The sequence below is a fragment of the Streptomyces sp. NPDC001480 genome, from assembly GCF_042894725.1.
Taxonomy (GTDB): domain Bacteria; phylum Actinomycetota; class Actinomycetes; order Streptomycetales; family Streptomycetaceae; genus Streptomyces.
Window position 1 is genome coordinate 562,452 of sequence record NZ_JBIAVX010000002.1, and the last position, 19,059, is coordinate 581,510.

The 19,059-nt window shown below is 71.4% G+C and carries 22 protein-coding genes and 1 riboswitch; of the genes, 12 read left to right on the plus strand and 10 right to left on the minus strand.

The genetic code is table 11. The annotated features are described in order from the left end of the window. Positions 1-38 precede the first annotated feature (38 nt). The 4 genes from ddaH (at position 39) to ACFY01_RS06505 (ending at position 3,511) form a co-directional block, all read left to right on the plus strand. Positions 39-848, plus strand: a complete 810-nt coding sequence (gene ddaH, locus ACFY01_RS06490; protein ID WP_390734505.1) for a dimethylargininase — start codon at positions 39-41, stop codon at positions 846-848. Continuing rightward, positions 848-2,074 carry an ornithine--oxo-acid transaminase gene (gene rocD / locus ACFY01_RS06495; RefSeq protein ID WP_390734506.1) on the plus strand — a complete coding sequence of 409 codons (1,227 nt, stop codon included), beginning with the start codon at positions 848-850 and terminating at the stop codon, positions 2,072-2,074. The genes ddaH and rocD overlap by 1 nt, the downstream gene beginning before the upstream one ends. 131 nt (positions 2,075-2,205) lie before the next feature. Continuing rightward, complete coding sequence (locus tag ACFY01_RS06500; RefSeq protein WP_390734507.1) at positions 2,206-2,619, plus strand: hypothetical protein; 414 nt, start codon at positions 2,206-2,208, stop codon at positions 2,617-2,619. Between the two features lie 166 nt (positions 2,620-2,785). Continuing rightward, a complete protein-coding gene (locus ACFY01_RS06505) occupies positions 2,786-3,511 on the plus strand; it encodes a lysophospholipid acyltransferase family protein (protein WP_390734508.1) in 726 nt (241 codons plus the stop codon). A 59-nt stretch (positions 3,512-3,570) separates the two neighbouring features. Here the strand turns inward: ACFY01_RS06505 and ACFY01_RS06510 are convergent, their stop codons facing one another. The 8 genes from ACFY01_RS06510 to ACFY01_RS06545 all read right to left on the minus strand — a co-directional run bounded on the left by ACFY01_RS06510 (position 3,571) and on the right by ACFY01_RS06545 (position 10,415). After that, positions 3,571-5,166 (minus strand): alpha/beta hydrolase, encoded by a 1,596-nt coding sequence (locus ACFY01_RS06510; RefSeq protein WP_390734509.1) that lies wholly within the window; start codon positions 5,164-5,166, stop codon positions 3,571-3,573. A gap of 120 nt (positions 5,167-5,286) precedes the next feature. After that, a complete protein-coding gene (locus tag ACFY01_RS06515) occupies positions 5,287-6,057 on the minus strand; it encodes an urease accessory protein UreD (RefSeq protein ID WP_390734510.1) in 771 nt (256 codons plus the stop codon). Next, a complete protein-coding gene (ureG, locus tag ACFY01_RS06520) occupies positions 6,045-6,725 on the minus strand; it encodes an urease accessory protein UreG (RefSeq protein ID WP_390734511.1) in 681 nt (226 codons plus the stop codon). The genes ACFY01_RS06515 and ureG overlap by 13 nt, the downstream gene beginning before the upstream one ends. A 175-nt stretch (positions 6,726-6,900) precedes the next feature. Next, positions 6,901-7,575 (minus strand): urease accessory protein UreF, encoded by a 675-nt coding sequence (locus tag ACFY01_RS06525; protein WP_390734512.1) that lies wholly within the window; start codon positions 7,573-7,575, stop codon positions 6,901-6,903. Next, on the minus strand, positions 7,575-9,296 hold the full coding sequence (locus ACFY01_RS06530) for an urease subunit alpha (protein WP_390734513.1): 1,722 nt from the start codon (positions 9,294-9,296) through the stop codon (positions 7,575-7,577). The genes ACFY01_RS06525 and ACFY01_RS06530 overlap by 1 nt, the downstream gene beginning before the upstream one ends. Next, entirely contained in the window at positions 9,289-9,600 is a 312-nt protein-coding gene (locus tag ACFY01_RS06535) for an urease subunit beta (RefSeq protein WP_390734514.1), read from the minus strand. The genes ACFY01_RS06530 and ACFY01_RS06535 overlap by 8 nt, the downstream gene beginning before the upstream one ends. A gap of 11 nt (positions 9,601-9,611) precedes the next feature. After that, the gene (locus ACFY01_RS06540) at positions 9,612-9,914 is read right to left on the minus strand and encodes an urease subunit gamma (protein WP_390734515.1); all 303 of its coding nucleotides are present in this window, start codon (positions 9,912-9,914) and stop codon (positions 9,612-9,614) included. 222 nt (positions 9,915-10,136) lie between these two features. Beyond that, the gene (locus ACFY01_RS06545; protein ID WP_390734516.1) at positions 10,137-10,415 is read right to left on the minus strand and encodes a type II toxin-antitoxin system Phd/YefM family antitoxin; all 279 of its coding nucleotides are present in this window, start codon (positions 10,413-10,415) and stop codon (positions 10,137-10,139) included. 88 nt (positions 10,416-10,503) lie between these two features. Here ACFY01_RS06545 and ACFY01_RS06550 point away from each other — a divergent pair, with 88 nt between their 5' ends. The 3 genes from ACFY01_RS06550 (at position 10,504) to ACFY01_RS06560 (ending at position 12,451) form a co-directional block, all read left to right on the plus strand. After that, a complete protein-coding gene (locus ACFY01_RS06550; protein ID WP_390734517.1) occupies positions 10,504-11,142 on the plus strand; it encodes an ATP-dependent Clp protease proteolytic subunit in 639 nt (212 codons plus the stop codon). 7 nt (positions 11,143-11,149) lie between these two features. After that, entirely contained in the window at positions 11,150-11,458 is a 309-nt protein-coding gene (locus tag ACFY01_RS06555) for a hypothetical protein (protein WP_390734518.1), read from the plus strand. Positions 11,459-11,762: 304 nt separating this feature from the next. Next, positions 11,763-11,974: riboswitch (cyclic di-AMP (ydaO/yuaA leader) on the plus strand. Positions 11,975-11,977: 3 nt separating this feature from the next. Beyond that, positions 11,978-12,451, plus strand: a complete 474-nt coding sequence (locus ACFY01_RS06560) for a C40 family peptidase (protein ID WP_361435629.1) — start codon at positions 11,978-11,980, stop codon at positions 12,449-12,451. A gap of 132 nt (positions 12,452-12,583) precedes the next feature. Here ACFY01_RS06560 and ACFY01_RS06565 read toward each other — a convergent pair whose 3' ends face one another. After that, complete coding sequence (locus tag ACFY01_RS06565) at positions 12,584-13,042, minus strand: ATP-binding protein (protein WP_390734519.1); 459 nt, start codon at positions 13,040-13,042, stop codon at positions 12,584-12,586. 223 nt (positions 13,043-13,265) lie between these two features. Between ACFY01_RS06565 and ACFY01_RS06570 the strand changes: the two genes are divergently transcribed. Together ACFY01_RS06570 and ACFY01_RS06575 are read left to right on the plus strand one after the other, a co-directional pair. Continuing rightward, positions 13,266-14,135: a helix-turn-helix domain-containing protein gene (locus ACFY01_RS06570; protein WP_390734520.1), complete on the plus strand. Its 870-nt coding sequence runs from the start codon at positions 13,266-13,268 to the stop codon at positions 14,133-14,135. 9 nt (positions 14,136-14,144) lie between these two features. Next, positions 14,145-14,369, plus strand: coding sequence for a DUF397 domain-containing protein (locus ACFY01_RS06575; RefSeq protein ID WP_390734521.1), 225 nt, complete (start codon positions 14,145-14,147; stop codon positions 14,367-14,369). 59 nt (positions 14,370-14,428) lie between these two features. On the opposite strand, the gene ACFY01_RS06580 is transcribed toward ACFY01_RS06575, so the two are convergent. Beyond that, entirely contained in the window at positions 14,429-15,556 is a 1,128-nt protein-coding gene (locus tag ACFY01_RS06580) for an 8-amino-7-oxononanoate synthase (protein ID WP_390734522.1), read from the minus strand. A 148-nt stretch (positions 15,557-15,704) separates the two neighbouring features. Here ACFY01_RS06580 and bioB point away from each other — a divergent pair, with 148 nt between their 5' ends. From bioB to bioD, 3 genes are read left to right on the plus strand one after another with little or no spacing between them, the layout of a single operon-like run. Further along, on the plus strand, positions 15,705-16,901 hold the full coding sequence (bioB, locus tag ACFY01_RS06585) for a biotin synthase BioB (protein WP_390734523.1): 1,197 nt from the start codon (positions 15,705-15,707) through the stop codon (positions 16,899-16,901). Next, the gene (locus ACFY01_RS06590) at positions 16,894-18,183 is read left to right on the plus strand and encodes an adenosylmethionine--8-amino-7-oxononanoate transaminase (RefSeq protein ID WP_390734524.1); all 1,290 of its coding nucleotides are present in this window, start codon (positions 16,894-16,896) and stop codon (positions 18,181-18,183) included. Before bioB ends, ACFY01_RS06590 begins: the two co-directional genes overlap by 8 nt. Before the next feature lies 1 nt (position 18,184). Further along, positions 18,185-18,901: a dethiobiotin synthase gene (gene bioD / locus ACFY01_RS06595; RefSeq protein ID WP_390734525.1), complete on the plus strand. Its 717-nt coding sequence runs from the start codon at positions 18,185-18,187 to the stop codon at positions 18,899-18,901. Positions 18,902-19,059: the final 158 nt, after the last annotated feature.

Below are 19,059 nucleotides of genomic sequence, written 5' to 3' on the forward strand. Positions count from 1 at the left end.
TCCCTCAGTGACACACCGGAAAGCGGAGGAAACCCTCTGTGTCCGAAAGCCGTGAGCCGCGCCCTCGGCGCTTCCTCGTCTGTGAACCCAGACATTTCGCGGTGCAGTACGCGATCAATCCCTGGATGCATCCCGACCGCCCCGTCGACGTGGACCTCGCCCGGGACCAGTGGCAGACGCTGATCCGTGCCTACCGTGCCCACGGGCACACCGTCGAGTCGGTCGAGCCGGTACCGGGCCTGCCGGACATGGTCTTCTCCGCGAACGCGGCGTTCGTGGTCGGCGGCCGGGTCTTCGGTTCCCTCTTCCACGCGCCCGAGCGGCGCCCCGAGTCGCCCCACTACGACACCTGGTTCAAGGCGGCGGGCTACGACGTGTACCGCCCCGAGTCGGTGTCCGAGGGCGAGGGCGACCTGGTGTGGACGGGCCGGTACGTGCTCGCCGGCACCGGGTTCCGCACCACCCGCGAGGCGCACCGGGAGGCGCAGGAGTTCCTCGGCCACCCGGTGATCGGCCTGACCCTGGTGGACCCGTACTTCTACCACCTGGACACGGCTCTGTTCGTGCTGGACGACGACAACGTCTGCTACTACCCGGAGGCGTTCTCGGCGGGCAGCCGGGAGGTGCTGCGGCGGCTGTACCCGGACGCGGTGCTCGCCACCCGGGACGACGCGATGACGTTCGGCCTCAACTCCGTGTCCGACGGCCGGAACGTCTTCATCGCGCCCCGCGCCGAAGCCCTCGCCGAGCGCCTCGCCGGCCACGGCTATGTCCCCGTCCCCGTCGACCTGTCGGAGTTCCACAAGGCCGGCGGTGGCATCAAGTGCTGCACCCAGGAGATCCGCTGATGACCGCACCCGCGCGCACGCGCACGTCCGCCGACCTGATCCGTGCGGAGGAGCCCGTCCTCGCGCACAACTACCACCCGCTGCCCGTGGTGGTGGCACGGGCCGAGGGCACCTGGGTGGAGGACGTCGAGGGCAACCGCTACCTCGACATGCTCGCCGGATACTCGGCGCTGAACTTCGGCCACCGCCACCCGGCGCTGATCGAGGCCGCGCACCGCCAGCTGGACCTGCTGACCCTCACCTCCCGCGCCTTCCACAACGACCGGCTCGCCGGGTTCGCGGAGCGGCTCGCGGAGCTGACCGGCCAGGACATGGTGCTGCCGATGAACACCGGCGCCGAGGCGGTGGAGAGCGGCATCAAGGTGGCCCGGAAGTGGGCGTACGAGGTGAAGGGCGTCCCCGCCGACCGGGCCACGATCGTGGTCGCGGCGGAGAACTTCCACGGCCGTACGACGACGATCGTGGGCTTCTCCACCGACGAGACGGCCCGGGCGGGCTTCGGCCCCTTCGCGCCGGGCTTCCGGATCGTCCCGTACGGCGACCTGGCCGCGCTGGAGGAGGCCGTCGACGAGACGACGGCGGCGGTGCTGATCGAGCCGATCCAGGGCGAGGCCGGGGTCGTCATCCCCGGCGAGGGCTATCTGACCGGTGTCCGTGAGCTGACCCGCCGCAAGGGCTGTCTGTTCATCGCGGACGAGATCCAGTCGGGCCTGGGCCGCACCGGCCGCACCCTCGCGGTCGAGCACGAGGACGTCGTCCCTGACCTGCTGCTGCTCGGCAAGGCGCTGGGCGGCGGGATCGTGCCGGTGTCGGCCGTGGTGGGCCGGCGCGAGGTGCTCGGCGTGCTGCGGCCGGGAGAGCACGGCTCCACCTTCGGCGGCAACCCGCTCGCGGCGGCCGTCGGCACGGCCGTGGTCGAACTGCTCGAGACGGGCGAGTTCCAGCGCCGGGCGACGGAGCTGGGCGGCGTGCTGCGCGACGGACTGGCCGATCTGGTCGGCCAGGGCGTGGTCGGCTTCCGCTCGCGCGGGCTGTGGGCGGGCGTCGACGTCGACCCCGCCATCGGCACGGGCCGCGAGGTCAGCGAGCGCCTCATGCGGGAGGGAGTCCTGGTCAAGGACACCCACGGCTCCACGATCCGGCTGGCCCCGCCGCTGACCATCACGGCCGGGGAACTGCGATCCGCGCTGGGCGCGTTGGAGCGGGTGCTCGTCCGGGAGCACTGACTGCAATCCATCCACGGCTGCTTTTCGTATCAGTTCACAGGAGGCAATCTCCGGACAAACTGATGTACGGAACACCTGGGGTCACGATGCACCACCCCCATGCAGCCGAATTCGGCTTCACAACGTTGGGCGTGTGCTGCGCGGTCGGCAATTCGCTGCTGCACACGGCCCTCGTCACCGACCACCTCGAGGAGATGTTCTACATCGGCGTCCTGTTCGCCGTGGGGAGCGCCGTGATGCTCGCGGTGGCGGTGGCGCTGGTCGTCATGCGGCGCCCCCTGATCGCCTGGCTGACCGGGAGTGTCGTCAGCCTCGGCATGATCGTGTGCTTCGCGCTGTCACGCACCGTCGGCCTGCCGGGCGGCTACCACGAGGCCGGCCTGGAGCCGCCGTACGGTCCCGCGTCCCTGCTGGTCGAGGGACTCTTCGTCATGGCGTTCGTCGCCTGGCTCGGCGACCGGGTGGCTCATGGCGACGCGCCGGCACTGCCGTACCGGACGCACCGCGAACCGGTCTCGTTCGGGGCCGACGTCTCACATCGCTGATACCGGTCTGAGTATCCGTCAGGACGTGTGAACGGGTTCGGTTCCGATACGGCCGGATCCCGTTCCGCGCGCCTGCGTCGCCACTTACACTGACACCCCACAACGCGCCGGTTGACCTGCTGGAACGCGGCGGTTGAGCCGATCCGTCAGAGTGAGGAGCGACCCCTTGTTCTACCGCCTGCTCAAATACGTGCTCTTGGGGCCGCTGCTGAGACTGGTGTTCCGGCCCCGCATCGAAGGCCTCGAGCACGTGCCCTCCTCGGGCGCGGCCATCGTCGCCGGCAACCACCTGTCCTTCGCGGACCACTTCCTGATGCCGGCCATCCTCAAGCGGCGCATCACCTTCCTCGCCAAGGCCGAGTACTTCACCGGACCGGGCGTCAAGGGCCGCCTGACCGCGTTCTTCTTCCGCAGCGCGGGCCAGATCCCGGTCGACCGTTCGGGCAAGGACGCGGGCCAGGCCGCGATCCGCGAGGGTCTCGGCGTGCTCCGCAAGGGGGAACTGCTCGGCATCTATCCCGAGGGCACCCGCTCGCACGACGGCCGCCTCTACAAGGGCAAGGTCGGTGTCGCGGTGATGGCGCTGAAGGCCGGGGTGCCGGTCGTCCCCTGCGCGATGATCGGCACTTTTGAGGCTCAGCCGCCGGGCCGGGTCGTCCCGCGCGTCCACCCCATCACCATCCGCTTCGGCAAACCCCTCGACTTCTCCCGCTACGAGGGAATGGAGGACGAGAAGGCCATCCTGCGGGCGGCCACCGACGAGCTCATGTACGCCATCCTGTCACTGTCCGAACAGGAGTACGTCGACCAGTACGCGGCCGTCGTCAAGGCGGAGCAGGCCGCGGCCCGGGCGGAGAAGGAACGCCGCTTCCCGCGGCTGCCGCTGAGCTGACCCCGCATGACCGAGGGGCGGCCGGAGATCCGGCCGCCCCTCGTCGCCATGGTGGGCGGTTACGGCTTGGGCGTGGCGTGCGGAGCGCAGGTGACGTCCGCGGTGTCCAGCTTGCCGGTGAGCAGGTAGGCGTCCACCCGGTCGTTGATGCACGGGTTGACCAGTCCGGTCACACCGTGGGAGCCCGCGTCCTTCTCCGTGATCAGGCGGGAGCCCTTGAAGCTCTTGTGCAGTTCGACGGCGCCCGCGTACGGCGTGGCGGCGTCACGCGTGGACTGCACGATGAGGACGGGCGGCAGGCCCTTGTGGGTCTTGACGTGCACCGGGGTCTGCTGCTTGACGGGCCAGGTCGCGCACGGCAGGTTCATCCACGCGTTGGCCCAGGTCATGAACGGGTAGTCCTTGTTGAGCCGCGTGTTGTCGCGGTCCCACTTCCGCCAGCTGGTGGGCCACTTGGCGTCGGTGCACTCGACCGCCGTGTAGACGGCGTTGCTGTTCTCCGAGGCGATGTTGCCCGCGGTGTCGGACAGGTCCGGGGCGGCGGCGTCGACCAGCGCCTGGGTGTCGCCCGCGACGTACTTGCTGAACGCCGTCGCAACCGGCACCCAGGAGGAGTCGTAGTACGGGGCGCTCTGGAAGAAGGAGATCAGTTCGGCCGGGCCGACGACCCCGCCGAGGGGGTTCTTCTTGGCGGTGGCGCGCAGCTGGAGCCACTTGGCCTGGACGGCGGCGCGGGTGGTGCCCAGGTGGAAGCTCGCGTCGTTGGCGGCGACCCAGTCCTCCCAGTCCTTCCAGCGGCCCTCGAAGGCCACGTCCTGCTCCAGGTTGGCCTGGTACCAGATGTTCTGGCGGGACGGGTTGACCACGCTGTCGACGATCATCCGGCGGACGTGCCCCGGGAAGAGCGTGCCGTAGACGGCGCCGAGGTAGGTGCCGTAGGACACGCCGAGGTAGTTGAGCTGCTTCTCGCCGAGCGCGGCACGGATGACGTCCAGGTCGCGCGCGGTGTTCGGCGTGGTCATGTACGGCAGCATGCCGCCGCTGCGGTCGTAGCAGCCGTCGGCGTACTCACGGGCCAGCTTGCGCTGGGCGGTCTTGTCGGCCTCGGTGTCCGGCACCGGGTCGGCCTTGGGCGCCTTGACGAACTCCTGCGGGTCGATGCAGGAGATGGGTGCCGAGTGGCCGACGCCGCGCGGGTCGAAGCCCACGAAGTCGTACGCCTTCGCGGTGTTGGCCCACAGGGGGTTCTTGGTGGTGACCCGGCGCGGGAAGCGCATGCCGGAGCCGCCCGGGCCGCCGGGGTTGTAGACGAGCGCGCCCTGGCGCTCCTCCTTCGTCCCGGTGCTGCCGATGCGGTCGACGGCCAGCTTGATCTGCTTGCCGTACGGCTCGGCGTAGTTCACCGGTACGGAGACCCAGCCGCACTGGATCGGCTTCTCCAGCCCCCAGTCGGCGGGGCAGTCCTTCCAGTCGATCCCGGTCTTGGCGGCCCGGTCCGCGGCGATCGCGGCACCCTGGGCCTCACGGTCCTGTCCGTGCCGCTCGGCCGCACCGGCCGCGGGCGCCGAGACTGCTCCGGCCAGCAGGGTGGCCGTGACGAGCGCTCCGGCCGAACCGAGCGCCAGCACACGCTTCTTCGGTCTGATGTCCCTCAAGTGGGCCCCTCCCCGTACATAGCTGCGATTGGTCACGGGGATCCTCGCGGCTGTGAGCCGTCTGAGAACAGGGGTTGTTGACCTTCTTTGCCAATCCGATAACCGGATGATCACGTCCCGTTAGCGGAACACGCCCTCGTTCGCCTCGTCCAGTACCCGCCGCAGCCGCAGAGCATCGGCCGCGACGGCGGTCACCAGCACGGCGGGTCCGGCGAGCGGCGCCACGGCGGCCCCCTCCCCCAGCATCCGCGCCGCCACCGGCTCTCGCGCGAACTCGGGCCGCGCGATGACGAGTTGTCCGACGGCGCGGTGCCCCGCCAGCACGGCGGGCCCGTCCCAGCCGCCCGGGGCGCCGGGCCCGCATGCCAGTTCCTGGTCGAGCACGGTCCGTCCGGCGATCCGCACCGTGAGACGGCTGGTGAGGCGCCCGGGTTCCTCCCCGGCCCGCCCCAGCACCTGCTCCTCACGCAGCACGAGCCGGGCTCCCGCCGCGAGGTCGACGCACGTGGTGACGTACAGGTCACTGCCCCGCGCCGAAATCAACTGCTCGGGCAGCCACCACAGTTCGCCACCCTCGCCCACTCGGATCCGGACGTCGTACCGGGCCTCCCCCTTCCCCTGCCCCGGCAGCGCGATGGTCGCCGCGGCGGACCCGACGTGCAACCGGGCGCCCTCCCCCACCTCGGCCTCCACGGCGAACCGGTCACCGCCGAGCGGCCCGCTCATCGCGCCGACGAGCATGACCCGCGCCCCGGCCCCGCTCGCCCGGGTGCGGCGCGGCGCCAGCGGCCCCTCGCCCTCCAGCACGGGCAGCGCCGTACCGCCCCGCCCGTCGTCCCGGGCGACGATCCGGGCGGTCGCCCGCACCCCGGTCACGGTCACGCGACCCACGCGGCAAGCCGCCCGCGCACCCACTCGGCCACGTCCCCCACGCCCGCCGGGCTCCTGAGCGACTGGAACACCACCGGCAACTCGGCCCGCTGCGCCTTCGCGTCGGCGGCCATCCGCGCCAGGTCGGAGCCCACGTACGGCGCGAGGTCGGTCTTGTTCACCACGAGCAGATCGGCGGTGGTGACCCCCGGACCGCCCTTGCGCGGGATGTCGTCACCCCCGGCGACATCGATGACGAAGATCTGCGCGTCCACGAGCCCCCTGGAGAAGGTCGCGGTCAGATTGTCCCCACCGGACTCCACCAGGATCAGATCCAGCGGCCCCACCTCGCCCTCCAGGTCCTCGACCGCTTCGAGGTTGGCGGAGATGTCGTCCCGGATCGCGGTGTGCGGACAGGCACCCGTCTCCACGGCCGCGATCCGCTCCGGCGGCAACACCGCCTCCCTGAGCAGGAACTCGGCGTCCTCCCGGGTGTAGATGTCGTTCGTGACGACAGCCAACGACAACTCGTCGCGCAGCACCCGGCACAGCGCGGCGACGGTAGCGGTCTTCCCGGACCCGACGGGCCCCCCGAGCCCGATCCGCAGGGCACGGCGAGTGCCGTCGGGGCGGCGGGCGTCGGCGCTGAGGGCGGGGGTGGCGTGAGTGTGGCTGTGGTCGAGGTGCATGGAGACGGCTCCCAACTCTTTTGACTGAGCTTGGCCCTTACCAGCCCGTCCGGCGTTTGAGGACGAGGCCGTTCAGGCCGAAAGGGGGGTCCAGGGGGCGCAGCCCCCTGGCGGGGTCGAAGGGGCGGAGCCCCTGGGGACGGGAAAGGGTAGGGGCGGCGGGGGCGAAGACCCCCTACGAAGCGAACAGCCGCACGGACCACCCCGCATGCCACTCCGCCCCCACCTCCAACAACGGCGCCGACGCCGCAGGCAACACATCCACCCCCTCATCGGCCACCCGCCGAGCCGCCTCAACCGCCCGATCCGCGACACCGTCCAGCTCCGGCGCCAGCCGAGCCAGCACCCCCGTCGCATCGAACGGGTCCAGACCCAGCAACCGCACCGTCGCCGTCGCCGGCCCGCTCACACTCTCGTACGCCGCACAGTACGCCGCGTCCAACGCCCCCAGCCCGGCCACCCGCGCCACGACCCCCAGCACCACCGGCTGATGGACGCCCTTGGGAAACTCCCGTGCCAGCGCGTCCAGTTCCCCGGCCGGCCAGGCCACCCGCGCGGCCCGCATCAGCTGCCGCCCCAGCCGCCGAGCGGCCCCCCGCAACGCGGGCGACGGAGTCCGCGCGTCCGCCGCCGCGTCCAACGCCCCGGGATCCGCCCCGAGCGCGGCGGCCGCCGCGAGCGCGCCGGACACCAGCCCCACGGTGTGCAGCCGCCCCCGGCAGAAGTCCTCCAGGCTCCCGGCCCCGTCGATCCGCCCGGCCCTGACGGCCGCCTCGGCCCCGCCGGAGTGCGCGTGCCCGCCGGCGGGGAAGCGGCCGTCGGCCAGGACGAGAAGTGCTGCCCTGGACATCAGAAGAGGAAGTAACGCTGGGCCATGGGCAGTTCGGCCGCCGGTGTCGCCTCGACCAGCTCCCCGTCGATGCGCACGGCGAAGCTGTCGGGGTCGACCTCGACACGCGGCCGGGCGTCGTTCTCCTTCATGTCCGCCTTCGTCACCCCACGCGTCGACTCGATGGCGACGAAGCGCTTGCCCAGGTGCAATCGCTCCGGCAGCCCGTCGTCGATGGCGAGCGGCGCCACGAAGTTGAACGAGTTGGCGGCGGGCGCCCGTCCGATCGCCCCGTACATCGGCCGCGGGAGTATCGGCTGCGGCGTCGGGATGGACGCGTTCGCGTCACCCATCTGCGCGTACGCGATCTGACCGCCCTTGAGGACGAGTTGCGGCTTGACCCCGAAGAAGGCGGGCTCCCACAGCACCAGGTCGGCGAGCTTGCCGGTCTCCACGGAACCGATCTCCCGGCCCAGCCCCTGGGCGAGCGCCGGGTTGATCGTGTACTTGGCGACGTACCGCCGCACCCGCCGGTTGTCGGCCCGCCCGTCCCCGGGCAGCGCGCCCCGCCGGCGCTTCATCACATGCGCGGTCTGCCAGGTCCGCAGGACGACTTCCCCCACCCGTCCCATGGCCTGGGAGTCGGAGGAGATGATCGAGATCGCGCCCAGGTCGTGCAGTATGTCCTCGGCGCCGATCGTCGACGGCCGGATCCGGGACTCGGCGAAGGCCAGGTCCTCGGGGACGGCGGGGTTGAGGTGGTGGCACACCATCAGCATGTCGAGGTGTTCCTCGGCGGTGTTGACGGTGAACGGCCGCGTCGGGTTGGTGGAGCTGGGCAGCACGTGCGGCTCGGAGACCACGGTCATGATGTCCGGGGCGTGCCCGCCGCCGGCGCCCTCGGTGTGGTACGCGTGGATGCCGCGCCCGGCGATCGCGGCGAGCGTGTCGCCGACGAAACCGGCCTCGTTGAGGGTGTCGGTGTGGATGGCGACCTGGATGCCGGTGCGGTCGGCGACGGTCAGCGAGGCGTCGATGACGGCCGGGGTGGAGCCCCAGTCCTCGTGCAGCTTCAGGCCCAGCGCGCCGCCGCGGATCTGCGACAGCATCGCCTCGTGCGAGACGGTGTTGCCCTTGCCGAGGAAGCCGATGTTGAGCGGGTAGGCCTCCATCGCCTCCAGCATCCGGGCCAGGTGCCAGGGGCCGGGGGTGACGGTGGTGGCCTTGGAGCCCTCGGCCGGTCCGGTGCCGCCGCCGACCAGCGTGGTGATACCGGCGGAGAGAGCCTCGTCGGCGATCTGTGGGCAGATGAAGTGGACGTGCGCGTCGATGGCGCCGGCGGTGAGGATCCGCCCGTTGCCCGCGATGACCTCCGTCTCGGGGCCGATGACCAGGTCCGGGTGGACGCCGTCCATGGTGTCGGGGTTGCCGGCCTTGCCGATCCCGGTGATCCGGCCGTCGCGGATGCCGACGTCGGCCTTGACGATCCCCCAGTGGTCGACGATGACGGCGCCGGTGACGACGGTGTCGGGGGTGCCTTCCGCGCGGGTGGCGCGGGACTGGCCCATGGACTCGCGGATGACCTTGCCGCCGCCGAAGACCGCCTCGTCGCCGGCGAGTCCCAGGCCGCCCGAACGGTCCTCCTCGATCTCGATCAGCAGGTCGGTGTCGGCGAGCCGGATCCGGTCACCGGTGGTCGGGCCGAACAGGTCCGCGTATGCGGCGCGGGAGATCTCAGGCATCCAGGGCACCCCCGGTCTCCCCGCGCAGGCCGGGCACGACGCGGGCGCCGCCGAGCGGGACGAGTTCGACGTCGACGGGGACACCGGGCTCGAAGCGCACGGCGGTGCCGGCGGCGACGTTCAGGCGCTTGCCGCGCGCCGCGGCACGGTCGAACTCCAGGCCCGGGTTGGCCTCGGCGAAGTGGTAGTGGGAGCCGACCTGGACCGGCCGGTCGGCGGCGTTGAGGACGGTGAGCCTGGTGACCTCGCGGCCCTCGTTGTAGACGACCGGGTCGTCGGCGAAGAGGATCTCTCCGGGAATCATCGGGACGCCCCTCACACGATCGGGTCGTGGACGGTGACGAGCTTGGTGCCGTCCGGGAAGGTGGCCTCGACCTGGACGTCGTGGATCATCTCGGGGACGCCTTCCATGACGTCGTCCCGGGTGAGCAGCTTGCGCCCGGAGGACATGAGTTCGGCGACGGTACGGCCGTCACGCGCCCCTTCGAGGATGTGCGAGGTGATGAGGGCCACCGCCTCGGGGTGGTTGAGCCTGAGTCCACGGGCCCGGCGCTTGTCGGCCACGTCCGCCGCGACGTGGATCAGCAGCCTCTCTTGCTCGTGCGGGGTCAGTTGCACGTCCCACCTCACAGTCCTCGCTCCGGACCGTGCGGGGTCCGGTTGCCGCGGCCACGGGCCGAAGTCCCTGGTGGCGTGGACCGGCAGGCTAGTGCGAGCGGGTTTCGGGGACGTTAACCGAGTCGTGACCCGTCAGCCGCCGCACGGACGGACGGCTGGGGTGCTCATGGCGGGCGGAGCCCGCGCCGACGCTGTCGACGCCGGCCGCGAGCGCGCGCCCCGCTAGGAGCGGTCGTGCCCCCGGTGTTCCGCCGCGATGCCGAAGCGCCGGCGTTCGCCGCTAGCGGGCGCGGCCTCGTGGACGCGGGAGACGGAGCTGATCACCTGCTCCTCCTCCGGCTGGTCGAGGGCGTCCAATCGCTCCAGGTCGGCGGCGGAGACAAGGGCGACGAGGGGCTTGCCGTGCCGGGTCACGACGACGCGTTCGCCGCCGTACACCACTCGGTTGATCAGGTCGGCGAGTTCAGCCCTGGCTTGCGTCACCGGAATCTCGTAGGCCATATCCCCATTCTAACGTCACGTACGTCCTGTACATTTTTTACAGATGCCGGTCCACCGGAGACGGCTCTGCCGTGAGGAGGGGTATGCCATGACCCGACCGTTCGCCCGCCACGTCCTGCCCGAGTTCACCGAGCGCACCAGCACCGGTCACCGCACGCTCGATCCGTACTCGAAGCTGCTTCAGGGGCGGATCGTCTTCCTCGGGACACCGGTCGACGACGCCTCGGCCAACGACGTCATGGCGCAGTTCATGCATCTGGAGCACGACGCCCCCGACCGGGACGTCTCGCTGTACATCAACTCCCCCGGCGGCTCGTTCAGCGCGATGACGGCGATCTACGACACCATGCGGTACATCAGCTGTGACGTGCAGACGATCTGCCTGGGGCAGGCGGTCTCGTCCGCCGCGGTGCTGCTCGCGGCCGGTGCGCCGGGCAAGCGGTTCGCCCTGCCGGGCGCGCGGGTGGTGCTCCGGCAGCCGGCGCTGCCCGAGCCGACGCAGGGTCAGCCGAGCGATCTCTCCATCCAGGCGGAGGAATTGAGCCGGATGCGCGGCCTGCTGGAGGGGATGCTCGTTCACCACACCGGCCGCACCCCGGAGCAGGTCGCCGCCGACCTCGAGCGGGACCTGATGCTGGACGCCCGGGGCGCGCTGGAGTACGGGCTGGTGGACGGGGTCATCCCGAGCCGCAGGGCGTCGCACACCGCCGCTCCGGACGCGGGGTGAGCCGCCGATGCTGCCACCGGAACTGCCGCCGCTGCCGGCCCTGACCCGCGCCGAGGGCGAGCTGATCGACCGTTACCTGGACGTGGTCGACCTGCTGGGGCGCATCAACCCGGCGCAGCACGGTGACACCTACCGTGGACTGCGGGCCGCCCAGGCGCTGGTGAGCAAGGCGGTGCAACTGCGCGACGCGCTGACGCTGATGCACCAGCGGGGCGAGACGGAGCTGCACGCGGCCACCCTGGCCCGGGCGCTCAGGGTGCTGGACGGCGAGCGCCGTACCGCTCGCGTCACCGTGCCCCCGGACGGCGCCGGTTGACGCTTGCGCGCTCGGGTCTGAGTCGAAACGGCCCAAAAGACGTACCCACGTTCGGAGTAGCAGCGCATCCTTTTCCAGGGTTTCCGAAGTTGCGCGAACCGCCCGGCCGATGACCGCCGGGAGAGGCTTCCGCCCTGGTGGGAGGGTGCGCGGCTGTCCCGTCAGCGGCTCGAACACACACCTGTCCACCCGAACGGGCGAGTGGTGAGTAACACCACAAATCCCTGGTTCCGTTGGGATTTTCAGACAGTTGTGGGCGAAGATCCCTGTCTGACGACAAGCCCCCGCCACAACGGCGGGGCGATCCGAGCGGACGCCGAGTCCTGCCGCCGCCCGGATGACCGGTCGACAGGAGTGGATCGGCAGGAGTGGAGGACCCGAGCAAGACGGGTCGCCGGAGCGGACATCCGTTCGCCTCCGAGCAGCCCTTGGGGTGAAGCCGCGGCAACGCGGCCGGGCAACTTCGCCAGCCCGAATCCGACAGGTCATCCTTCACAGGCGGCTGACGAAGGGTTGCGCATGACTGCGCTCAATCGTGTCCCGTCGCTCATGGTCCGGGCCGGTACGGCCTCGGCCTTCGCCATCGCCGCCGTCGGCGGCTCGATAGCGGTACCCGGTGTCGCCCCCGACGCCGCTGCCGCGACTCCGGCGACGAAGGCACTCCAGATCGCCGCGTCCAAGAAGGGCTCCCCGTACAAGTGGGGCGCCACCGGGCCGCGCAGGTTCGACTGCTCGGGGCTCACGCTGTACTCGTTCAAGAAGGCGGGCAAGACCCTGCCGCGGACGGCCGCCCAGCAGTACAACAAGACCCACCACATCTCGGCCGGCAATCGCAAGGCCGGGGACCTGGTCTTCTTCCATTCGGGGTCGAACGTCTACCACGTCGGCATCTACGCCGGAAAGGGGAAGATCTGGCACGCCCCCAAGACGGGCGACGTGGTGAAGCTTCAGAAGATCTGGACGCGGAGCGTCTGGTACGGCCGCGTCAGCTGACCGGCCGTCACGCCTCGCACGGCTCCGGGTACAGGGCCATCCCCGGAGCCGTGCGAGGCCGTGCGGCGCCCTGTCAGGGCCGGTGTGGGGCCGGAACAGCCCCGTACCGGCCCTTGGGCTCCCGCCCCGGCCCTAGGGCTCCTGCTGCCCCGCTGTCGTGACCGGCCGGGCCGGCACCGCCCACGGCAGCTCGATGAGGACGGTCTTGCCGCCCTCTCTGGTGCGCCGCACCCTGAGCCTGCCGCCGCTCTCGGCGGTCAGCCAGCGGATGATGACCATGCCGCGGCCGTTGTCCTGCTGCACGGCCGCGGGGAGTCTCCTCGGAAGACGGGGATGGCTGTCGGTGACACCGATGCGCAGGTGTTCGTCACGGTCGAGCGCGAGGTCCACCGTGAAGGTGGGTGACTGCCCGAAGGTGTGCTGTACGGCGTTGGTGGCGAGTTCGGAGACGATGAGCCGGACGGTCTCGGCCGCGTCGGTGTCCGATGGAAGGCCCCACTCCGCCAGGGTGCCCACGACGTAGGTGCGGGCCGCGGCGACCGAGGCGGGATCGCTCGGCAGAGTGACGGATGCTTCCAGATGGTCTGCCATGACGACGTCGTCCCTTTCCCACGGGACCGGAGTCCGACACGGAGCGGATGGTTCGAGTACGGTCCCGGACTGGTGCTTCATCGCCAGACTGCCATCAGCGCGCCGGTCAGCGGGTGGGATCCACCAAGATATGCATATATCTGTCGCTCGAAGCGGTGAACCCTGCGACGGCAGACCGTATTCGGGTGGCACGTAAGGAGTAATGGCGAGTAAGGAGTGGCCCATGCAGAACGGTCCCGCGGTGCGTCGCCGGAAACTGGGCGACGAACTGCGCACGCTGCGCACCGGTGCGGGCCTCACCAGTGGCGAGGCCGCCCGTCTGGTGGGCTGGCACCAGTCGAAGGTGAGCCGGATCGAGACGGGCGCCAGCGGGGTGAAATCGGCCGATGTGCGGTTACTCCTGGACGCCTACGGGGTGACGGACCGCCAACTGCGTGAGCTGCTGATGGTGCTGGCGGGGTCGGACGAGGGCGGCGGCCGGCACCACTGGTGGCACGCCTATCGGGGGGTGCTGCCGCCCACCTACCGTGACTTCATCAGCCTGGAGTCGCAGGCGAGCCGGATGCGCACGCTGGAGACATCGGTGGTCCCGGGGCTGCTTCAGACGCCGGAGTACGCCCGTGCCGTCACCCGGGCGGCCGTGGGCGGGGGTGCCGACGACACCGAGGAGCGGCTGGACGCGCTGGTGGAGGTGCGGCTGGCCAGGCAGGACGTGCTGCGGTCGGATCCGCCGCTGGAGCTCAGCGCCGTACTGGACGAGGGGGTGCTGCGGCGGGAGGTCGGCGGGCCGGACGTGATGGCGCGGCAGCTTCGACGGCTCACGGAGGCGGCGCGTCTGCCGCAAGTGCGCCTCCAGGTGTTGCCGTTCTCCGCCGGGGCGCATATCGGTATCACCGGCCCTTTCGTTATCTTCTCATTTCCGCGCACTTCTGATCTGGATGTGGTTGTTCTCGACCACTTGACGAGTAGCCTCTACCTCGAACGGAAAGAAGACCTCCGGGCCTACTCAGAGGCCTTCAACTCCCTTCAGATCCACGCCCTTTCACCCGAGGACTCGTTGGATTACATCGCCGGTATAAGTGACGGCGCGTAAGGAGGCACCATGTCTGCACTGCCTCGGAACGTACCTTCCAGCACTGATCTGCACGACGTGCGGTGGCTGCGCAGCAGTCACAGCACCGGAGCGAACAACTGTGTGGAGACGGCGAGGCCGCGCTCCGGTCCCTGGACCGGGCTGCTCGCCGTGCGCGACTCCAAGGACCCGGCCGGACCCGCGCTGCTCTTCTCCCCCGGGAGCTGGGCGGGGTTCCTGGCCGCGCTCCGGTGACCTTCTGATCGGTTCCGATCAGATTCCGTCCAGGCGGCGCACGGCCGTGTCACGCCGACTCATGGTCGCGTCTCGCCGATGACTCGTACAGCGCGTTCGACCTCGGCCCCGGAGAGGTCCGCCCGGGCGGTCAGCCTGAGCCGTGAGATGCCGTCGGGCACGGAAGGAGGACGGAAGCAGCCCACGGCCAGGCCTGCCGCCCGGCAGTCCGCCGCCCAGCGCACGGCACTCTCCGGGGACGGGGCACGCACGGAGACGACCGCGGCGTCCGGACGCACCGCCTCCAGACCCGCCGCCGTCAGGCGTGCGTGGAGTTCGGCGGCCACCTCTCGCGCCCTCGCCGCCCGTGCCGGCTCACGGCGCAGCAGCCTGAGGGCGCCCAGGGCCGCGCCCGCCGCGGCGGGGGCGAGGCCCGTGTCGAAGATGAACGTTCGTGCCGCGTTGACCAGGTGGTCGATCACCCGGGCCGGGCCGAGGACGGCACCGCCCTGGCTGCCCAGCGACTTGGACAGGGTGACCGTGACGACCACGTCCTCGGCGCCGGCGAGCCCGGCCGCGTACGGGGCTCCCCGGCCGCCGTCGCCCAGGACACCCAGGCCATGGGCGTCGTCGAGGACCAGCCCTGCGCCGTGTTCCCGGCACGCCTCGGCGAGCGCGGCCAGCGGAGCCGCGTCCCCGTCGACGGAGAACACCGTGTCGGAGACGGCGACCGCGGCCCCCTCGTGCGTGTCCAGGGCCTTGCGGACCGCCTCCGGGTCGGCGTGCCCGACGACCTGGGTCGTGCCACGGGCCAGCCGGCATCCGTCGATGAGGGACGCGTGGTTGCCCGCGTCGGAGACGATCAGCGAGCCGTGCGGCCCGAGTGCGGTGACGGCCGCGAGGTTGGCCGCGTAGCCGGAGGAGAACACCAGGGCCGCCTCGAAGCCGCAGAACGCGGCCAGCTCGCGCTCCAGCTCGGTGTGCAGTTCCGTGGTGCCGGTCACCAGCCGGGAGCCCGTGGAGCCGCCGCCCCAGGTCCGGGCCGCCCGCACGGCCCCCTCGGTCACCTCGGGATGGCGGGCCAGACCCAGGTAGTCGTTGCTCGCGAGGTCGAGGAGCGGTGAGTCGGCGACCCGGGGCCGGAGGGTCCGTACCAGTCCGGCGCGGCGGCGCTGCTCCGCCTGGTCGTCGATCCAGCCGAACGCCATGGCTCCTCCGGGGATTTTGTAGGCAGTGGACAGACACTAACCGGACGCCCAGCCGCCCAGGATGTGGCAATACCCACACGGCCAAGCCGTCTCCGTTGTGCAAACTCTCCTTGGCCCGGAGCAGTCACGTAGGACAGGATCGGACCTCATGGACCTGCTGAACACGCTGGTGGACAAGGGGCTTCGGCGCGAGCTGCCGACCCGCGAGGAAGCACTCGCCGTGCTGGCCACCTCCGACGACGACGTACTCGATGTGGTGGCCGCGGCCGGCAAGGTGCGCCGGCACTGGTTCGGCCGGCGCGTGAAACTCAACTACCTGGTCAACCTCAAGTCCGGCTTGTGCCCCGAGGACTGCTCCTACTGCTCCCAGCGGCTCGGCTCCAAGGCCGAGATCCTGAAGTACACCTGGCTCAAGCCCGACCAGGCCTCCCAGGCCGCCGCCGCGGGCCTGGCCGGGGGTGCCAAGCGGGTCTGTCTGGTGGCCAGCGGGCGCGGTCCGACGGACCGGGACGTGGACCGGGTCTCCGAGACCATCAGGACGATCAAGGAGCAGAACGAGGAGGTCGAGGTGTGCGCCTGCCTCGGTCTGCTCTCCGACGGCCAGGCCGAGCGGCTGCGCGAGGCCGGCGCGGACGCGTACAACCACAACCTCAACACCTCCGAGGGGACGTACGCGGACATCACGACCACGCACACGTACGCCGACCGGGTGGACACGGTGCAGAAGGCGCACGCGGCCGGCCTGTCCGCCTGCTCGGGCCTCATCGCGGGCATGGGTGAGAGCGACGAGGACCTGGTCGACGTCGTCTTCTCGCTGCGCGAGCTGGACCCGGACTCCGTGCCGGTGAACTTCCTGATCCCGATGGAGGGCACGCCGCTCGCCAAGGAGTGGCACCTCACCCCGCAGCGCTGCCTGCGCATCCTGGCGATGGTCCGGTTCGTCTGCCCGGACGTCGAGGTGCGCATCGCGGGCGGCCGTGAGGTGCACCTGCGCACCATGCAGCCGCTGGCCCTGAACCTGGCCAACTCCATCTTCCTCGGCGACTACCTGACCAGTGAGGGCCAGGCGGGCAAGGCCGACCTGGAGATGATCGCGGACGCCGGGTTCGAGGTGGAGGGCGCCGGCGAGGTGACGCTGCCCGAGCACCGCGCGGCGGCCGGGGGTGGCTGCGGGTCGCACGCCGAGGCCGGCTGCGGTTCGCACGCGGACGCGGGGTGCGGCTCGCACGAGGGCGGCGGCGTCTGCGGTACCGCCGCGACCGCCACGGTGGCGGGCGAGCCCCGCACCGACCTCGTCGCCGTCCGCCGCCGGGGTGCCGGAACGGACCTCGCGCCCAATGCCTGACCTTTCCGGCCCGAGCGTGCCGGAGCTGCTGGAGCTGGACCGGCGGCACGTGTGGCATCCGTACGGCCCGATGCCCGGGCGGGTCGATCCGCTCGTCGTGGAGTCGGCGAGCGGGGTCCGGCTCCGGCTCGCCGACGGCTCGGGTGAACTCGTCGACGGCATGTCGTCGTGGTGGTCGGCGATCCACGGCTACAACCACCCGGTCCTGAACGAGGCGGCGCGCGAGCAGCTCGGACGGATGAGCCATGTGATGTTCGGCGGGCTCACCCACGAGCCCGCCGTCCGCCTCGCGAAGCTCCTCGTCGACATGTCACCGGAGGGACTGGAGCATGTCTTCCTGGCCGACTCCGGTTCGGTGTCGGTCGAGGTCGCGGTCAAGATGTGCCTCCAGTACTGGCGTTCGCTCGGCCGTCCGGAGAAGCGGCGGCTGCTGACCTGGCGCGGCGGCTACCACGGCGACACCTGGCAGCCGATGTCCGTGTGCGATCCCGAGGGCGGGATGCACGAGCTGTGGAGCGGGGTGCTCCCGCGCCAGGTGTTCGCGGACCCGCCGCCGACGGAGTACGAGGACGCCTACGCCGGCCGGCTGCACGATCTGATCGAGCGGCACGCCGGTGAGCTGGCCGCCGTGATCGTGGAGCCGGTGGTGCAGGGCGCGGGCGGGATGCGGTTCCACTCCCCCGCGTATCTGCGGACCTTGCGCGAGGCGTGCGACGCGCACGACGTGCTGCTGGTGTTCGACGAGATCGCGACCGGCTTCGGGCGCACCGGCGCGCTGTTCGCGGCGGACCACGCGGCCGTGTCCCCGGACGTGATGTGCGTGGGCAAGGCCCTGACCGGCGGGTACCTGACGATGGCGGCGACGCTGTGCACCGCGCGCGTGGCCGACGGCATCTCGCGGGGCGAGGTGCCGGTGCTGGCCCACGGGCCGACGTTCATGGGCAATCCGCTGGCGGCGGCCGTCGCCTGCGCCTCCCTCGGGCTGCTGCTCGGACAGGACTGGCTCGCGGAGGTCAAGCGGATCGAGGCGGGTCTGCGCGACGGGCTCGCCCCGGCCGCGCGGCTGCCGGGAGTGCGGGACGTACGGGTCCTGGGCGCGATCGGTGTCGTACAGCTGGACCACGAAGTCGACATGGCGGCGGCCACCCGGGCCGCCGTGCGCGAGGGCGTCTGGCTGCGGCCCTTCCGCGACCTGATCTACACGATGCCGCCGTACGTCACCGGTGACGCGGACCTGGCGCGGATCGCGCGTGCCGTGTGCGCGGCGGCGCGGGAGGGATGAGATGCCGGTACTGGTGATCACGGGGACGGGCACGGAGGTCGGCAAGACGGTCACGACCGCCGCCGTGGCGGCTGCCGCGGTGGCGGCGGGGCGGTCGGTCGCCGTGCTGAAGGCCGCGCAGACGGGTGTACGGCCCGACGAGCGCGGGGACGCCGACGAGGTCGCGCGGCTCGCGGGAGCCGTGACGACGGCTGAACTGGCCCGTTATCCGGAGCCGTTGGCTCCGGGCACGGCGGCACGGCGGGCGGGCATGGCACCGGTGCATCCGCACGAGGTCGCCGAGGCCGCCGCCAAGCTGGCCACGGAGCACGACCTGGTGCTGGTCGAGGGGGCGGGCGGGCTGCTCGTCCGGTTCGACGCGTCGGGCGGCACGCTCGCGGACGCGGCCCGGCTGCTGAAGGCGCCCGTGCTGGTCGTCGCCTCGGCCGGGCTGGGCACGCTGAACACGACCGAACTGACGGCGCGCGAACTGCGCTCCCGCAAGATCGAGTTGCTGGGCGTGGTGATCGGCAGCTGGCCCGGCTCCCCGGACCTGGCCTGCCGTTGCAACCTCGCCGATCTCCCTGAGGTGGCCCAAGTCCCGCTGCTGGGCGCACTGCCCGCCGGGGCCGGGGCGCTGCCGCCCGAGGAGTTCTCCGCGATGGCGCCGGGCTGGCTGGCGCCGCGGCTGTCCGGGACGTGGGACGCGGAGGCGTTCCGCGTGCGCAACGCTCCCTGAACGGGTGCCTCGGAGCCTGCGTCACATTCTGGGTCGGATCAGCGTACGTCGGCTGCCGCGTGCGGTCGCAAGGCGCCCGAGCGCCCTTGATGGGGGCTCCCGCGCCACGGGGCCCCGCGCGAGCGGAACCGAGAGGGGCGAGTGCGCGCCGGGCGGCG

Coding starts and splice junctions, on each gene's coding strand:
- rocD (WP_390734506.1), top strand. CDS start 848: ATGACCGCACCCGCGCGCACGCGCACGTCCGCCGACCTGATCCGTGCG.
- ureG (WP_390734511.1), bottom strand. CDS start 6,725: ATGCACCTCGACCACAGCCACACTCACGCCACCCCCGCCCTCAGCGCC.
- ACFY01_RS06525 (WP_390734512.1), bottom strand. CDS start 7,575: ATGTCCAGGGCAGCACTTCTCGTCCTGGCCGACGGCCGCTTCCCCGCC.
- ACFY01_RS06530 (WP_390734513.1), bottom strand. CDS start 9,296: ATGCCTGAGATCTCCCGCGCCGCATACGCGGACCTGTTCGGCCCGACC.
- ACFY01_RS06535 (WP_390734514.1), bottom strand. CDS start 9,600: ATGATTCCCGGAGAGATCCTCTTCGCCGACGACCCGGTCGTCTACAAC.
- ACFY01_RS06545 (WP_390734516.1), bottom strand. CDS start 10,415: ATGGCCTACGAGATTCCGGTGACGCAAGCCAGGGCTGAACTCGCCGAC.
- ACFY01_RS06550 (WP_390734517.1), top strand. CDS start 10,504: ATGACCCGACCGTTCGCCCGCCACGTCCTGCCCGAGTTCACCGAGCGC.
- ACFY01_RS06555 (WP_390734518.1), top strand. CDS start 11,150: ATGCTGCCACCGGAACTGCCGCCGCTGCCGGCCCTGACCCGCGCCGAG.
- ACFY01_RS06560 (WP_361435629.1), top strand. CDS start 11,978: ATGACTGCGCTCAATCGTGTCCCGTCGCTCATGGTCCGGGCCGGTACG.
- ACFY01_RS06565 (WP_390734519.1), bottom strand. CDS start 13,042: ATGGCAGACCATCTGGAAGCATCCGTCACTCTGCCGAGCGATCCCGCC.
- ACFY01_RS06570 (WP_390734520.1), top strand. CDS start 13,266: ATGCAGAACGGTCCCGCGGTGCGTCGCCGGAAACTGGGCGACGAACTG.
- ACFY01_RS06575 (WP_390734521.1), top strand. CDS start 14,145: ATGTCTGCACTGCCTCGGAACGTACCTTCCAGCACTGATCTGCACGAC.
- ACFY01_RS06580 (WP_390734522.1), bottom strand. CDS start 15,556: ATGGCGTTCGGCTGGATCGACGACCAGGCGGAGCAGCGCCGCCGCGCC.
- bioB (WP_390734523.1), top strand. CDS start 15,705: ATGGACCTGCTGAACACGCTGGTGGACAAGGGGCTTCGGCGCGAGCTG.
- ACFY01_RS06590 (WP_390734524.1), top strand. CDS start 16,894: ATGCCTGACCTTTCCGGCCCGAGCGTGCCGGAGCTGCTGGAGCTGGAC.
- bioD (WP_390734525.1), top strand. CDS start 18,185: ATGCCGGTACTGGTGATCACGGGGACGGGCACGGAGGTCGGCAAGACG.